General features: G+C 63.4%; 16 protein-coding genes and 1 pseudogene. 10 read left to right on the top strand and 7 right to left on the bottom strand.

All coding sequences use genetic code 11. From position 1 onward, the window contains the following. The first annotated feature begins 34 nt into the window (after nucleotides 1-34). Entirely contained in the window at nucleotides 35-451 is a 417-nt protein-coding gene (locus tag EB235_RS04150) for a hypothetical protein (protein WP_155256447.1), read from the top strand. A 179-nt stretch (nucleotides 452-630) separates the two neighbouring features. Then, complete coding sequence (locus EB235_RS04145; RefSeq protein ID WP_027032215.1) at nucleotides 631-822, top strand: hypothetical protein; 192 nt, start codon at nucleotides 631-633, stop codon at nucleotides 820-822. Nucleotides 823-855: 33 nt separating this feature from the next. On the opposite strand, the pseudogene EB235_RS04140 reads toward EB235_RS04145, so the two are convergent. Then, nucleotides 856-1,503: pseudogene (locus EB235_RS04140) on the bottom strand (magnesium chelatase domain-containing protein); the annotation flags it as partial. A 315-nt stretch (nucleotides 1,504-1,818) separates the two neighbouring features. Between EB235_RS04140 and EB235_RS04135 the strand changes: the two are divergent. After that, nucleotides 1,819-2,892: a glycosyltransferase family 2 protein gene (locus tag EB235_RS04135; RefSeq protein WP_051429737.1), complete on the top strand. Its 1,074-nt coding sequence runs from the start codon at nucleotides 1,819-1,821 to the stop codon at nucleotides 2,890-2,892. Between the two features lie 92 nt (nucleotides 2,893-2,984). On the opposite strand, the gene gshB is transcribed toward EB235_RS04135, so the two are convergent. The 3 genes from gshB to EB235_RS04120 form a co-directional block, all read right to left on the bottom strand. Continuing rightward, nucleotides 2,985-3,938: a glutathione synthase gene (gshB, locus tag EB235_RS04130; RefSeq protein WP_027032216.1), complete on the bottom strand. Its 954-nt coding sequence runs from the start codon at nucleotides 3,936-3,938 to the stop codon at nucleotides 2,985-2,987. 130 nt (nucleotides 3,939-4,068) lie between these two features. After that, nucleotides 4,069-4,443 (bottom strand): GtrA family protein, encoded by a 375-nt coding sequence (locus EB235_RS04125; protein ID WP_027032217.1) that lies wholly within the window; start codon nucleotides 4,441-4,443, stop codon nucleotides 4,069-4,071. Nucleotides 4,444-4,445: 2 nt separating this feature from the next. After that, entirely contained in the window at nucleotides 4,446-5,444 is a 999-nt protein-coding gene (locus EB235_RS04120) for a glycosyltransferase (RefSeq protein ID WP_027032218.1), read from the bottom strand. A 163-nt stretch (nucleotides 5,445-5,607) separates the two neighbouring features. Here EB235_RS04120 and EB235_RS04115 point away from each other — a divergent pair, with 163 nt between their 5' ends. From EB235_RS04115 to EB235_RS04085, 7 genes are all read left to right on the top strand, one after another. After that, the gene (locus EB235_RS04115; RefSeq protein ID WP_032925726.1) at nucleotides 5,608-7,401 is read left to right on the top strand and encodes a hypothetical protein; all 1,794 of its coding nucleotides are present in this window, start codon (nucleotides 5,608-5,610) and stop codon (nucleotides 7,399-7,401) included. Nucleotides 7,402-7,611: 210 nt separating this feature from the next. Continuing rightward, nucleotides 7,612-8,961 carry a putative bifunctional diguanylate cyclase/phosphodiesterase gene (locus EB235_RS04110; RefSeq protein ID WP_027032220.1) on the top strand — a complete coding sequence of 450 codons (1,350 nt, stop codon included), beginning with the start codon at nucleotides 7,612-7,614 and terminating at the stop codon, nucleotides 8,959-8,961. 155 nt (nucleotides 8,962-9,116) lie between these two features. Continuing rightward, the gene (locus tag EB235_RS04105) at nucleotides 9,117-9,884 is read left to right on the top strand and encodes an SDR family NAD(P)-dependent oxidoreductase (RefSeq protein ID WP_027032221.1); all 768 of its coding nucleotides are present in this window, start codon (nucleotides 9,117-9,119) and stop codon (nucleotides 9,882-9,884) included. Continuing rightward, on the top strand, nucleotides 9,881-10,819 hold the full coding sequence (locus EB235_RS04100; protein ID WP_027032222.1) for a 2-dehydro-3-deoxygalactonokinase: 939 nt from the start codon (nucleotides 9,881-9,883) through the stop codon (nucleotides 10,817-10,819). Before EB235_RS04105 ends, EB235_RS04100 begins: the two co-directional genes overlap by 4 nt. 2 nt (nucleotides 10,820-10,821) lie before the next feature. Continuing rightward, nucleotides 10,822-11,460 carry a 2-dehydro-3-deoxy-6-phosphogalactonate aldolase gene (locus tag EB235_RS04095; RefSeq protein WP_027032223.1) on the top strand — a complete coding sequence of 213 codons (639 nt, stop codon included), beginning with the start codon at nucleotides 10,822-10,824 and terminating at the stop codon, nucleotides 11,458-11,460. Further along, nucleotides 11,460-12,335, top strand: a complete 876-nt coding sequence (locus tag EB235_RS04090; RefSeq protein ID WP_027032224.1) for an SMP-30/gluconolactonase/LRE family protein — start codon at nucleotides 11,460-11,462, stop codon at nucleotides 12,333-12,335. The genes EB235_RS04095 and EB235_RS04090 overlap by 1 nt, the downstream gene beginning before the upstream one ends. 126 nt (nucleotides 12,336-12,461) lie before the next feature. Continuing rightward, a complete protein-coding gene (locus EB235_RS04085) occupies nucleotides 12,462-13,523 on the top strand; it encodes a hypothetical protein (RefSeq protein ID WP_027032225.1) in 1,062 nt (353 codons plus the stop codon). Nucleotides 13,524-13,608: 85 nt separating this feature from the next. On the opposite strand, the gene EB235_RS04080 is transcribed toward EB235_RS04085, so the two are convergent. Genes EB235_RS04080 through EB235_RS04070 form a run of 3 tightly spaced genes read right to left on the bottom strand, consistent with a single transcriptional unit; the run spans nucleotide 13,609 to nucleotide 14,826 of the window. Continuing rightward, the gene (locus EB235_RS04080) at nucleotides 13,609-14,025 is read right to left on the bottom strand and encodes a GFA family protein (RefSeq protein WP_027032226.1); all 417 of its coding nucleotides are present in this window, start codon (nucleotides 14,023-14,025) and stop codon (nucleotides 13,609-13,611) included. A gap of 16 nt (nucleotides 14,026-14,041) precedes the next feature. Then, a complete protein-coding gene (locus EB235_RS04075; RefSeq protein WP_027032227.1) occupies nucleotides 14,042-14,509 on the bottom strand; it encodes an SRPBCC family protein in 468 nt (155 codons plus the stop codon). Further along, on the bottom strand, nucleotides 14,506-14,826 hold the full coding sequence (locus tag EB235_RS04070; RefSeq protein WP_027032228.1) for an ArsR/SmtB family transcription factor: 321 nt from the start codon (nucleotides 14,824-14,826) through the stop codon (nucleotides 14,506-14,508). Before EB235_RS04070 ends, EB235_RS04075 begins: the two co-directional genes overlap by 4 nt. Nucleotides 14,827-14,838: the final 12 nt, after the last annotated feature.

The raw sequence follows: 14,838 nt of genomic DNA, 5'->3' as shown, positions 1-14,838 counted from the left end.
TGACGACGGGGCTTCGGCTCCTGAGTTGCCCACCGTGGACGACCAGACCGACGACGACGAACTGACAGCCGACCAGAAGGAAGAGAAGCAGCATGCCGAGTTTGCGCGCATGGCCGACCAAAGCCTTGACCGCTTCCGGGATACCCACAGCGAACCCCAACAGCAGTTCATCGTGGATGCCTATGTGGAGACCGGAGAAATCCTTACTGGTGAAGCCTACGGCATCGACACGGTGGAGGCGGCTGTGGTCGAGACTGCGTTCAGCCAGCACCTCGACCGCAACGTTTTGCGGCAGCATGGGCTGAGCCTTCAGACCTACTTCGAGCATGTCGACGAGGCCGACTACCCAGCGCTTCGCAGGGCTGCGGCCAAGGGTGAATGGCACGTCTTCCACGGCCACGCCCAAGTGATAGCAGCTGCCCGGAAGACCGGCACAGCCTTCACTGACTGACGCCTATCCCATCCCCCGATGCATCGCCCCAAGAGGTGTGTCGGGGGCCTTTGCGGCCGAAATTGCTCCACCGGCGAGACGTCTCCGCTAAGGGAATAGTTCCTCTAACGCATTGACTTTATTTGATTTGACCGGGTTGACGGCTGCGAGCTATCCGATGGCGGCAACAGGAGCGACCAATGAAGACCATCGACTATGGCACCCTTGAGGCTGACGTAGCCGAGTGGATGAGGGGCCACGTTGAGCGCGTCAAGGAACACTGCGGCGAGGGCGAGGCCTATGCCGAGGCGGTAAGGTTGCTCGACGATGATCCGTGGCAGGCCCTCCAGTGGTACGTTGAGGACGTCCGGCAGGGCCTAAGCACGGTGTGAGAACGCCTTTATGAGGCGGGGGTCTTTTGTCCACAGCATGAGCAGATTGTGGCCGCCGGCCGCCGCCACTTCCAGCGCCCGCTTGGCCGTCTCCTGGCCCTTGATGTCGGCGAGGTCGGGCAGGTCGCGCGCCGCGGCGTGGATGCCGGCTTCGGGGCGCGACAACACCTGCGTGCCACGGAAATGGTTGGCAATGGCAATCAGGCTGCGCGGTGCCAGAATGTCGAAGTCCTTGCCGGCCCAGGCTGCTTCCGGCCCGCAGGCGAACGGGCAGATCAGGCCCTTGCCTTCGGCATTGGCGCCGATCGCCGCCGGCAAGGCGCCGGCGACCGCGGCAATCGTCCCGTCGAGCGACAATTCGCCAAGCACGACATAGCCGGCCAGCATGTCGCCTGGAATGGCGCCAAGCGCCGCCATCAGGCCGAGCGCGATCGGCAAATCGTAATGGCTGCCTTCCTTGGGCAAGTCGGCGGGCGCCAGATTGACCGTCACCTTCTTCGACGGCATCGACAGGCCCGACGCATGCAGGGCCGCCTGCACCCGCTCGCGGCTTTCGGCCACCGCCTTGTCGGCCAGGCCAACAATATGCATGTTGACCTTGCCGGGCGCGATCATCACCTGCACGTCGACCGGCACGGCCTCTATGCCCTGGAAAGCGACCGTGCGAACCCGCGCCACCATTTTCCCACCCCGGATACGGGCTTGCCCCCAGCCCTTGCGACCAGGCCACGAACGGCCTCTTGGGAAGACAATCACAGTTCCTTGATCAGATCAAGAACAATACAGGAACATATGGGCGCGGAAGTTGCAGCGGCGTTGTGCCCGGTTGCAAAAACGGAACATGGTTAATACGAAATGAAAACGGCAGCTTCCGCTTACGCACGGCCGTGTTCACCTGAGCCGGTGCCAATCGGACAGGCTTGCCGGTGCCGTCAAAAGTCGTTGATAAAGACGTGATACGGCGGCGATCAAATCTGGTGTAAGGAGAAGCGCCTCTTGAAAGAAAACATCGTCCCAAGCGGGGCTGGCTCTCACATCGCACTACCAACCGTATCCGTTTGCGTAGGCTGTTTCAATCAAGAGGCATTCATCGACACCGCGATCCGATCCGTAGCGGCGCAGACGTACACTGCGTTCGAGTGCGTGGTGGTCGATGATTTTTCGACCGACGGTTCCCGCCGAAGGATCGAAGAGTGTCTGTCCCAGCTTGGCGACAGTCGTTTCCGCTTTCTGCCCCGGCTGCAAAATGGCGGGCAGTTGGCAACAATGATGACCGGGCTTGACGCGACAGCCGGACCTCTGATCTCCTTTCTTGACGGTGACGATGCTTGGCATCCTGACTTCCTAGAATGCCATGCGAGAGCGCATCTCAGCCACACCCGTATCGCGGCGATGTCGAGCTCCGATCAGGTGTTGATAGATGCGGCCGGCAACCTGCTTGCGGGCGGTCACCCCGTATTCCACGCGAATGACCCGCGATCGATGCCGGAAATGAACGGCTACCTGCATGTCAATACCGAAGCTGACCCAACTTTGCTATTTGTTGATCGGGGTACAGTGGGTTGGTTTTGGTCAACCACATCGGGGATGATGTTTCGTCGAGCTCCGCTTGAAATCATGCGTCCATCTGATCCGGACGAAATAAGGATGTGTGCCGACGATTATGTGGCTCGTGCCGCCCATATGATCGGCGGAACCGTGAGGATTGGGCGGGCTCTTGGCAGTTATCGGCTTCACGGCGGCAATGGCTGGGCGGATGGGCGCGTCCTGGGTGCCGGAGTTGCCGTCGGCAGGAGGTCGCCTGATATCGAAATAGTGGTACGGCGGGCACTGGCCAATCGTTGGTGCGAAGTGGCGCCGGGACTGGAGCATTTGATCTCGCGCCACTCAATGCGCAGGACCTTGGTCGACCTGATCGGACCGTCTGCGGCTTTTGAATTGCTGGAAAAGAACTCCGATGCGGGTTTTCTGCTGAAAGACTGGGCAACACCACAGCGAAAATTGCAGACCAGACTTATCGGTCTCCTTCCTCGGAAACTGAGGCCTCGGCGCTTCCGGGACAGAGTTTGATGTGATGAGCCGCTTGCTCGGCAGCCTTATTCAATAAAGAGCATCTTTCGATGCTTCTTTGGACCCACCAAAGTCCTCCGTAACAAAGCACATTACGCGGCCGACTTCCGCCGCTTTTCCTCCACGCAATCCCAGAACAGGCTGGCGATGTCGGCGCCGCCGAAGCGCTGCACTTCGCGCACGCCTGTCGGCGAGGTCACGTTGATCTCGGTCATGTAGTCGCCGATGACGTCGATGCCGACCAGGATGAAGCCGCGTTCTTTCAGCGCCGGTCCGATGCGGGCGCAGATTTCGCGCTCGCGCTCCGTCAGTTCGGTTTTCTCGGCGCGGCCGCCGACATGCATGTTGGAGCGGGAATCATGCTCGGCCGGCACCCGGTTGATGGCGCCGACCGGCTCGCCGTCGATCAGGATGATGCGCTTGTCGCCCTTGCGCACGTCCTTCAGATAACGCTGCACGATATAGGGCTCGCGGGACAGTTGGCCGAACATTTCGAGCAGCGAGGCGAGGTTGCGATCGCCCTCGAGCAGATGGAAGACGCCGGCGCCGCCATTGCCGTAGAGCGGCTTGACGATGATGTCGCCGAACTCCTTGCGGAAGGCGGCGACTTCAATCGGATCCTTGGTGATCAGCGTGTCCGGCATCAGGTCGGAAAATTCGGTGACAAAGATCTTTTCCGGGCTGTTGCGCACCCAGGCCGGGTCGTTGACGACCAGCGTCTTCGGATGAATGCGCTCGAGAATGTGAGTGGTGGTGATGTAATTCATGTCGAAGGGCGGATCCTGGCGCAGCAGGATCACGTCCATCTCGGACAGGTCGGCGCGCACCTTGTCGCCCAGCGTGTAATGGTTGCCCTTCTCGTCGCGCACCTGCATCTCCTCGATACGGGCAAACACCTTGCCGTCGCGCAGCGACAGCCGGTCGGGCGTGTAGTGGAACAATTGATGGCCACGCCGCTGCGCTTCCAGCGACAGCGCGAACGAAGTGTCGCCGGCGATCGACACGGTGGAGATATGGTCCATCTGGACGGCGATTTTCAGCTTCATGGCGGGTCCCCAGCGCAGTCGACGAGAGCGATATAAGGGTCGCCGCGCCTTCTGCCAATCGGGCCAGCAGCCTTTCCTTTTATGCATGTCGTTGCCCCAAAACCGGGAAGCCACTTTTGGGCGACATGCATTAACGGTCGAAGACCAGCCTGGAGTAACCGAGGAAAGACAGCGCCATGGCGGCCAGCGAAGCGACGGCGAGGGCGGCGAGCGGTGGGGTCGCCGGCAGCGCGAGCAGAATGGTAGAATAGACGAGATAGTTGACGACGCTGGTGGCGATGCCGACGCCGCCATAGCGGGCGCCTTCCTGTGCGACGCCGCGCCGCGACGGCGAGAAGGTCAGATGACGGTTGATCTGCCAGGTGACGCAGAGCGCGAAGCCGATCGACAGCACGCGGGCGACGAAGGGCCCGAGCGGCGTGACGGCCAGCAGCAGCCAGAGTGCTGCCGCATCGGTGACAAAGCCTATGCCGCCGGCGAAGACAAAGCGGACGAGCCGTTGCATGGTCAGGCCGCGCGCGGGGCCTTGCCCGGCTGCGGTTTCACGACTTCGCTGGCGCGGCGCTCGACACGCCCGGAGGGCATGGAGAGATAAAAAATACGCTTCTGTTCGGCGCGGCCGCGTGAGACGGAATCGAGGATCAGCCCGGTCACCGCCGCCAGCATCGACAAGAGCAGCAGGCCGACCGACAGCACCCAGGTCGGCATGCGCGGCACGAGGCCGGTTTCGGCGAACTCGATCAGCACCGGCGCCATCAGCAACAGGCTGGAGGTCAGGAAGAACAGCGAAAAGGCGCCGAAGAAACGCAGCGGCTGCGTCTCCTTCATCAGCATGGCGAACATCCAGAGGATTTTCGCGCCGTCGCGGAAGGTCGACAGTTTCGACGACGAGCCTTCCGGCCGGCGGCCATAGTCGAGCGCGATTTCGCTGACAGGCAATTTGAGCTGCGAGGCGTGCACCGACATTTCGGTCTCGATCTCGAAGCCGCCGGAGACGGCGGGAAAGCTCTTGACGAAGCGCCTGGTGAAGACACGGTAGCCGGAGAAGATGTCGGTGAAATCGCTGCCGAACAGCCATTTGTAGAGGCTGTTGAAGATGCGGTTGCCGAAAGCATGGCCAGCCCGGCCGGCGTCATCGGTAACGCCGCGTCTGGTGCCCACCACCATGTCGGAGCGTTCGGTCACAAGCGTGTTGATCAGCTGCGGCGCGTCCTCGGGCGCATAGGTGCCGTCGCCATCGGCCATCAGATAGATGTCGGCGTCGATGTCGGCGAACATGCGCCGCACCACATTGCCCTTGCCCTGGCGCGGCTCCCGAACCACGATGGCGCCGGCCGCGCGGGCGCGCAGCGCCGTCAGGTCCTTGGAATTGTTGTCGTAGACATAGATGGTCGCCGCCGGCAGTGTTTCGCGGAACCGCCGCACCACCTCGGCGATGGTCAGCTCCTCATTGTAGCAAGGCAAGAGCACGGCGATGACGGGTTCATGTCTGATGTCTTGCGGCATTTTCGTCTCCGAATGCCTTGTCGACCACAGGTCGCACGCCGGAAACCGGCCCCGTTCAGGCGGTTTTACTATTTATTGAAGCCGTTAAGGCTAGGTTTAAGACCGACTTCATGAGTGCCGATTGGTCTGATAAGGCCCGGCATTCCCGCCAAGGGCGATCGGGATGGGCACAGCAAGGGGAACTTCCTCAGGGAAGTCCGATATCGCGTTCGCGCTGCTTGCCGCCTTGTTGCTGCTGGCGCTCAATGCCCATGCCGGGTTCCCGCAACTGGCCAATCCGGCTGGTGACAATGACAGCCTGCTGCAACTGGTCCAGGTCCGCGACCTCATGGGCGGCCAGGGCTGGTTCGATCTGCACCAGTACCGGATGGGGCTGGCAGGCGGCTTCATCATGCACTGGTCGCGGCTGCTGGACGCACCGCTGGCGCTTGCCATGCTTGCAGTATCGGCGCTGACGGGCAGCACCGCCCTGGCCGAACAGATCGTGCAGATATTCTGGCCTGCCCTGCAATTCTGGCTTGCGATCTTTTTCATCATCCGCGCCGCGCGCGCATTCGCCGGCGCGCATGCCGTGCTGCCCGCTGCCGTCGTTGGAAGTGCTGCCCTGTATTACATCGGGATTTTCTCGCCCGGAGCGCTCGATCATCACAATGTCCAGCTGATGCTGACGCTGGCGAGCCTCGCTCTGCTGCTCGAGGCGCCTACGCACCGGTGGGCTCCCTTTGTCGCCGGTATCTGCGCCACGCTGACGCTCGCGATAGGCATGGAAAGCGCTCCCTATGCGGGAACCCTGGGCGCTATCGTCGCCCTACTGTTTCTCGCCAGGGGTGACGGCGAAAGGCTGATCGCCAGGGATTTCGGACTGGGGGTCGCCGGCGTTTCGGCTGTCGTCTTCGTCACCACCATCCCGGTCTCGTCCTGGGGCCAGGCCCAGTGCGACACGTTCTCGGTCGTGCAGTTCGCCGTCACCGGGCTGGCCGGCGCTGGACTGGCGATCATCACTTCATGGAAAGCCGCCAACGCGACGGCTGCCCGGCGCCTGATCTCGCTTGGCCTGCTTGCCGCGGCACTCGCTCTCGTCGTCGTGCTGCTGTTTCCGCAATGCCTGGCGGCGCCCTATGCCCATCTCGACCCGCGTCTGCAGCAGATGTGGCTCGGCTATATCGAGGAGGCGCAGTCGATCGTCCAGCTTGTCTCCGACGATCCGGCAAGAGCGGTGGCGCGCTTTGCCACGCCATTGGTGGCGATCATCCTGATGGCGCTTCACTTCAGCCATGGCGGCTGGCGCCGGCAAGACAGCCTCGTCGGCGCGCTGCTGGTGGTGGCGGTCCTGGTCAGCGCCTGGGAAGTGCGCGGCTCGACCTTCTCCATAGCCTTTGCGGTGATCCCGCTTTCGGCCTGGATCGCCAAATGGCGGCAGCGGGCCGAGACCAGCCCGTCCAGCGGTTCGGTGCTCAGGATGGCCGCGGCCTGGTTGATCTCGGTCAATGCAATCTGGTCGGGCGCCGCTGAGGCCGCATCGAACGCTTTCGAGGCCGGCGCACCTGTCCAGGACGCCAGCATCGATGCACCCTGCAACAGCAAGGCATCGTTCGCCGCACTCGGCCGGATGGCCCCCACCACGGTGCTTGCCATCTCCAATCTCGGCTCGCCGATCCTCGCCTTCACCGGTCATCGCGTGTTTGCCGGACCCTACCATCGCAACGTCGCCGGAAATCTGCTCGTGTTCGATGCTTTGCTGGGTTCGGCCGCCGACGCGAAAGCCATCGTCGAAAGCCACCATGTCGGCCTTGTCGCGCTCTGCCGCGACAACCCGGAAAGCCGGCTGTTCGCGGCCAAGGCACCGGACGGCTTCCTCGCCGGGTTGATGCGCGGCAACGTGCCGGACTGGCTGGAGCCGGTGGCGGAGACCCGTGGCGCCCCGCTGGAGCTCTACCGCGTCAAGTCCAGCGGCTGAATATCCGCGCGAAGACAAAGGCTTGATGCAGATTTTCGGCGGGTGTCCCCAGAGCATCTGACGTTCAGCCAAGCATGGTTTTTTAGCAAAACGGATACCATTCTTCGGGATCATGCTTTAGCCGCGAAAAATCGATTTTCGGGATACGTTTCCTAAAGGGTTTGCTGCCAGTCTCGAAAATAAATTTCGACGTAAAAAACAGGGACACCGATGCAAACTTCGTTTGGCACCGGTCAGGCAAACAGGGAGAGCACGGATCTGGCATTTACAGATCCGTTGACCGGGCTTGGCAACCATCGCCGCTTCTTCGACAAGGTCGATCGCCTGATCAGCGACCGTGCCGACGATCCCGCACCCTTCACAGTGGGCATTCTCGACCTCGACGGCTTCAAGCCGATCAACGATCTGTTCGGCCACAAGGCAGGCGACGATATCCTGATTCAGGTCGCGATGCGGCTGCGCGCCTCGATGGACGGCCATTCGACGGTCTGCCGCATCGGCGCGGACGAATTCGCCTTCCTCTATCCGCTGGTTTTCTCGGAAGAGGCGGCGGCGGAAAAATCCCGCATGCTGATCGAGATACTGTCGGCGCCTTACGATGTCGGCGAGCGCACCGCCAGGCTGTCGGCCTCGGTCGGCTGCTCGCTGTTTTATTCCGGCGACGAGACCACCGAAATCCTCGTCAACAAGGCCGAGACGGCGCTCTACCACGCCAAGCGTTCCGGCCGGGGCCGGGTCGTCGTCTATACACGCGAGATGGAAGAGGCGGCCAAGCGCGTCACCCGCATCGAGCAGGCGCTGCGCCGCGCCGTCTCCGCCGGCGAGGTTGAGCCGCATTTCCAGCCGATTGTCGATCTCAACACCCGCCGCACCATCGGCTTCGAGACGCTGGCGCGCTGGACCGATCGCGACCTCGGCGCGGTGCCGCCGACGGTGTTCATTCCCATCGCCGAGGAGCGCGGCATCATCGGCCCGCTGTCGCAGCTGGTGCTGCGCAAGGCGACCGAGGCCGCCAGGAGTTGGCCGAAGGACCTGTTCCTGTCGTTCAACCTGTCGCCCTCGCAGCTCGTCGACCAGAACACCGGCCTGCACATACTGGCGATCCTCGATCGCACCGGCTTCGATCCGCGCCGCCTCGAGATCGAGATCACCGAAACCGGCCTGATGAACGACCCGGCCTCGGCGGCGCAGATCGTCGAGGACCTGCGCCGCGTCGGCATCCGCGTCTCGCTCGACGATTTCGGCACCGGCCAGTCCTCGCTCGGCCGCCTGCGCGAATTCCATTTCGACAAGCTCAAGATCGACCGCGCCTTCGTCTCCTCCATTCTCGACGACCGGCCGTCCGAACACATCATCCGCGCCATCCTTGCCATGTGCGAGGGGCTGGGCATGGATGTGGTCGCCGAAGGCATCGAAGAGGAAGCGCAGGCCGACCGCCTGGTCCAGTTCGGCTGCGCCGGCGGGCAGGGCTATCTGTTCGGCAAGCCGGTCGATGCCGACGCCACGCTCGGCTATCTCCGCGATACCTTCCGTGGTGCGCTGCGCGCCAAGGCGATCTGACCGGCGATCTCGACTTCTGTCCACCATCGCGACTTTGCGCCCGGTGCGGCGCATTGTCGTTTTGTCTGACATATGCCGGCAAATCCGACGTTTCGCCCTTGCCCGTGCGGCTTCTCTGGCTAGGATGCGCGCCGGTTAAGTGCGGAGAGAACAATATGATGCCATCGGCGGATTTTGCCGACCTCAAGGGGGCCTCGGTGCTGATCACCGGTGGCGGATCCGGGATCGGCGCGGCCCTGACCGAGGGCTTTGTCCGCCAGGGCGCCAATGTCGCCTTCATCGACATCGCCGACGGCCCGAGCGCGCTGCTTGCCGACCGCATAGAGAGAGACTTCAAGAGGCGGCCGCTCTACCTCAAGACCGATCTGCGCGACATCGAGGCGCTGCGGGCGTCGGCGGCCAAGGCGGCCGAGGCGCATGGCGATGTCACGGTGCTCATCAACAATGCCGCCTGGGACGAACGCCACGCCGTCGAGGATGTCACCGTGGAGTTCTGGGACAACAACCAGGCGATCAATCTGCGGCCACATTTCTTCACCGCGCAGGCGGTGGCGCCGGGCATGAAGCGAGCCGGCGGCGGCTCGATCATTAATTTCACCTCAACATCCTACCTCATCAACCACCCTGACATGCCGGCCTACACTGCCGCCAAGGCGGGTATCCTGGGCCTGACCAAGGGGCTGGCCGGCAAGCTTGGGCCCGACCGCATCCGCGTCAACGCCGTCGCGCCCGGCTGGGTGATCACCGAACGGCAGCAGGAACGCTGGGTGACCGAAGGGGCGCTTGAGGCCCATGTCGCCAAGCAATGCATCAAGGAGGTCATGCGGCCGGACGACATGGTTGGCACGGTGCTGTTCCTGGCCTCGGATGCCTCGCGCATGCTGACCGCGCAAATGCTTGTTGTCGACGGAGGCTTCCTGTGAGTTCGGTTCCGGCGGTAGCGGCGCTCGATTGGGGAACGACCCGGCTCCGGGCATGGCTGATCGATGGCAGCGGCAAGGTGCTTGCCGAACGCCGCGGCGACGACGGCCTGATCACCGCGCGCGAAAAAGGCTTTTCGAACGTGCTGGAAGGCCATTTGGCCGCCATGGGCGCGCCTGACACGCTGCCCGTCATCATCTGCGGCATGGCCGGCTCTCGTCAGGGCTGGATCGAGGCTCCCTATGTGACCGTGCCGGCGCCGCTCAGTGCCATCCTCGGCGGTGCCGCCCGGGTGGCTGATCAGAAACGCGACATCCGCATCGTGCCGGGCCTCGCCCAGCGCCTGACCGATGCGCCCGATGTCATGCGCGGCGAGGAAACACAGCTTGCCGGTGCTGGTTTGCCGGCAAAGGGGCGACATCTCGCCTGCATGCCGGGCACGCATTCGAAATGGGTGCTGGTCGAGGATGGCGCGGTTGCCGGTTTCGGCACCTGGCCGACCGGCGAATTGTTTTCGGTACTGGCCGCGCATTCGATCCTCAAACATTCTCTGGGCGAGCATCCGGCTGCGGTCACCGCGGACAGTCCATTCTTCCGGCAATGGTGCGAACGGGCGCTTGGCGAGGGCGGCGATGTCACCTCGAAGCTGTTTGCCATCCGCGCCGCCGGGCTCTTGCAGGACCTGAAATCGGAGGATGCGGCGGCCTGTCTGTCCGGGCTTTTGATCGGCGGCGAGATCGCCTCGGCGAAGCGCCGCTTTGGCGCAGGCGACGCGCCGGTCGTGCTGATTGCTTCCGGCGCGCTCGCTATGCTCTACCAGGCCGCCCTCGACCTTGCAGGGCTTGCCTTCCGCACCGTCGATGCGGATGAAGCGGTGCGCGCCGGCCTCATCGAAGCCGCGCGCGAAAACGGCATGATCGCCAGAACCGGAGCCTAGGCATGACCGAGACCGCAGCCTTTCCAAAACTCAAGCGCGGGCTGGTCGCCATCCTGCGCGGCCTGAAAGCCACTGAAGCGATTGCCATGGGGCAGGCGGTGTTCGATGCCGGCATCGAGGCGATCGAAGTGCCGCTCAACTCGCCCCAGCCTTTCTCGTCGATCGCCAGGATTGTCCAAGTGCTGCCGAAGTCGGCCTTGGTCGGCGCCGGCACGGTGCTGACGGCGGCCGATGTCGACGGCCTGCACCAGGCCGGCGGCCGGCTTCTGGTCAGCCCCAACATCGACGCCGAGGTGATGGCACGCGCCAGGCATTACGGCATGGTCACCATGCCCGGCGTGTTCACGCCGACAGAGGCGTTCCAGGCCATCCGGCTCGGCGCTTCGGCGCTGAAATTCTTTCCGGCCAGCGCGCTCGGTGCATCAGGCATTTCCGCCATCCGGGCGGTGCTGCCGGCGCAGACGCTCGTCGGCGCGGTCGGCGGCGTTTCGGAAAAGGACTTTGCCGGCTACAAGGCGGTGGGCGTTACGGTCTTCGGCCTTGGCTCCAGCCTGTTCAAGCCCGGCATGAGCGTCGACGAAGTGGCCGCGCGGGCGCACGCCGCTGTCGCTGCCTGGGATGTGGTCTTCGGAGACGCATGATGAGCGAGGTTTCGGTTTTTTCCGACCATGTCTGCCAGCTCGGCGAGGGGCCGAGCTACGATCCCGCCACCGATGCGCTGTTCTGGTTCGACATCGTCAACGGCAAGCTTTTGGAAAAACCGGTGGCCGGCGGTCCGTTGAAAATTCACGAGCTTGGCCAGATGGCGAGCGCCATCGCCATTATCGACGATCATCGCCAGCTGATCGCCACCGAGACCGGGCTTTTTGTCCGCGATGTCGCGACCGGCAAGATGACGCTGCATACGCCGATCGAGGCCGACAATCCGATCACCCGCTCCAATGATTCCCGCGTCCATCCCTGCGGTGCCTTCTGGGTCGGCACGATGGCCAAGGACGAGAGCAAGGGCGCGGGCTCGATCTACTGGTTCTTCAAGGGCGAGCTGCGCACGCTCTACACCGGCATCACCGTGTCGAATTCGATCTGTTTTTCGCAAGACGGCACGATCGCCTATTACACCGACACCGCGACCGGCCTTTTGATGCGTACCGCCTGCGATCCGGCGACGGGCCTACCGGTTGGCGAGCCGAAAGTCTTTGTCGACCATCGTTCTTCAAAGGGCTACGTCGACGGCTCCGTCGTCGACCGTGATGGCGTGCTTTGGAACGCTGTCTGGGGCGGCAAGGCGGTGAAGGCCTATTCGCCCGATGGCACATTGCTGCGCGAGATTTCCATGCCGGTGACGCAGGCGTCCTGCCCGGCCTTTGTCGGCGCCAAGGCCGACCGGCTGGCGGTGACCTCGGCCTGGAAAGGCAAGGATGACAAGCAGCGCAAGCTCGACCCGCAAGCGGGCATGACCTTCCTCATCGACATTCCCGTCAATGGCCGCTTCGAACCGCGTGTGCTGATCGCCTGAGCGACTGGCGATCGGTATTCACAGCGGTGCTGTCACCCAAGCGCCCGGCTCGGGTCGGTTTCGCGAAAGCCGTTTGCGTCTACCGTGCGATGGTAGGCGATCGCACCGCCGGGAACCGTTCATCTCATGTCGAGCCGCAACCCAAAGCTGATCCTTGTCTACGAGCCGGAAAAGGCTTGCTTCGACCGCCTGATATCGGACGGTTATCCTCAGCAGCGCGCCACCGAAATCTCGTCCTATCTGGCGCAGTCGACCGATCTGGCTCTCGAGTTTGATGCGCTTGCCGCCGCCTGCGAGGCGCGGGGTCTCGCCTTTGCGCCGGTGGCGCTCGACGATGTCGCCGACGTGCTGGAAGGCGAGGATCCGCGGAAGACGCTGATCTGGACGCTGTCCGACGGCATCGCCTATTTCCGCGGCGGCACGGCACCAGCGCTGGCCCGGCTCAAGGGGTTGAGGACGATCGGCGCCGATGATTCACTGTTCGCGCTCTGCCAGGACAAGTTCCGCTCCGGCGCCGTGCTTGGCGCTCTCGGACTGCCGGTGCCGCAGGCCGGTCTTGCCCGCAATGGCAAATGGCTGGTCGAGCCGCCGGCTTCCGCCGCCGGCTGGTTCGTCAAGCCCAACCGGCTCGGGGCCAAGATCGGCATCTGGCCGGATTCACGCGTGGCTGATCTCGCCCACGCGCTGGAGCTTAGCCGGCGCGTCTTCGCCGCCTATCGCGACGATGTCGTCGTCCAGCCTTATGTCGCCGGCCGCAACGTGCGTGCCAGCTTCCTCGGACTGACGCCGCAAGTGGGTGTCGAGGCGCTTGGTGTGGCCTTTGTCGATTCAGGTGCCGATTTCCAGACCATGGCCGACAGTATGGCGCTCTACGGCGAAACGGGCGAGGCGGCGAAGGCGGCAGGACAGTATGTCGAACCGGAACTCGTCGCGGTTGCCGATGCCCAACCGATCGCGGACGTCAGGATCAGGGCGATCGCAAGCCAGCTGATCAGCGGCCTTGGTTTGCGCGACGTGTTCTCCGTCGACCTGCGGGTCGAGGCCGACGACACGGTCCACCTGATCGAGTTCGAGGTCTGTCCCGGCCTGCCCTGCTTCGATTTCCGCGCCTACTGCCGGTCGCAATGGGACCTGGAGCTTGCCGATGCGATGGCCGAGACCGCTGTGAACCGGCTGATCTCGACCTGACCATCGTGACCGCGTTGAGCTTTGCCTCTCGGCTCGCCAGTGCGCTGGCGCGGCATAGGCCGCCGCTGGACCGCTCCCCATAAATTTATCCCCGAGGCATTCGCTCGAATGCCTGCAGCGAGGGGTCGATCGTGTCCCAGCCATGGGCTGATGTCGTGTAGGTGACCACTTGCGGCTCGAAAGCGCTGGGGTCGTCAAGGCTGGTGGCGTGCACCGCGATCAGTTCCGGCATGGCGACGAATGTCAGATAGACCGGCGTTCCACAGGTCGGGCAGAAAGCATGGATCTTTTCGTTGCCGCTGGCGCCGGCCACCCGCCACGTGCTCGCCTCGCCGGTGATTGCCATATCGGCGCGCCGGCCGAAGGTCAGGTAGGAACCGTGGCCGGTGCCGGCGCGCTTCTGGCAATCCAGGCATTGGCAATGGTTCTGGAAGATCGGCTCGCCGCTCGTCTCATAGCGAATGGCGCCGCAGGCGCAGCCGCCCATATAGCGTTTGGTCATATCGGTCTCTCCTCGATCAGGCCGATTTCGGCTTGGCGAAAACGTCGATGCCGCTGCCGGTTTCCAGCAAGGACTTCAGGCTGGACAGCACAACCGGCCATCCCTGGCTGATGCCTTTTGCCATGCCGGAGCCGGCTTCGAGTTCGTCATGGGTGACGGTCAGCCGGACCATGGCGTCGTATTCCTCGATGCCGAAGGTCACCCGGCTGTAGCTCGCCGGATCGGCGGCCTGCGAAGGGCTCGCCCAGGTCATGACGAGGCGGGTTGGCGGCGAGACCTCGACGACCTTGCCGACGATCTGGACGGTGCGCTCGTCATTGGCGCGGATATGTTCCCACTTCGATCCCGGCTTCCAGTCGGAGACGTTCTCGTGGCCCCAATAGCGCCGTGCGATATCGGGCCTGGTTATGGCTTCGAACACTTTCTCTGGCGTCGAGCGGATATAGGTCACGTAGACAAAACTGGTCGTCTCTCTGGTGGTCATTGGTCGTCTCCTTCGAGTTCCTGTTTCAGGTCATGCAGCAGGCTGAGCCGCTGCCGTTCGAATTTTCGCACCCAGCGCTCGTAGACTTCGTGCAGTGGCACCGGGTTGATGAAGTGCAGCTTTTCGCGGCCACGCTTGACCGTGCTCACCAGATTGGCCGCCTCCAGCAGGTCGATGTGCTGGGTGGCCGACTGCCTGGCCATGTCGAGATGTTCGCAAAGCTCGCCAAGCGTCTGCCCGTTCTTCCCACACAGAAGGTCGAGCAGCCTTCTGCGTGTCGGGTCGCCCAGCGCTTTGAAAACCTTGTCGGCGTCCATAGGCCTCACTCT

The organism is Mesorhizobium loti R88b (assembly GCF_013170845.1).
In the GTDB taxonomy this organism is placed as follows: domain Bacteria; phylum Pseudomonadota; class Alphaproteobacteria; order Rhizobiales; family Rhizobiaceae; genus Mesorhizobium; species Mesorhizobium loti_B.
This window is presented reverse-complemented; position numbering and strand designations above follow the sequence as displayed.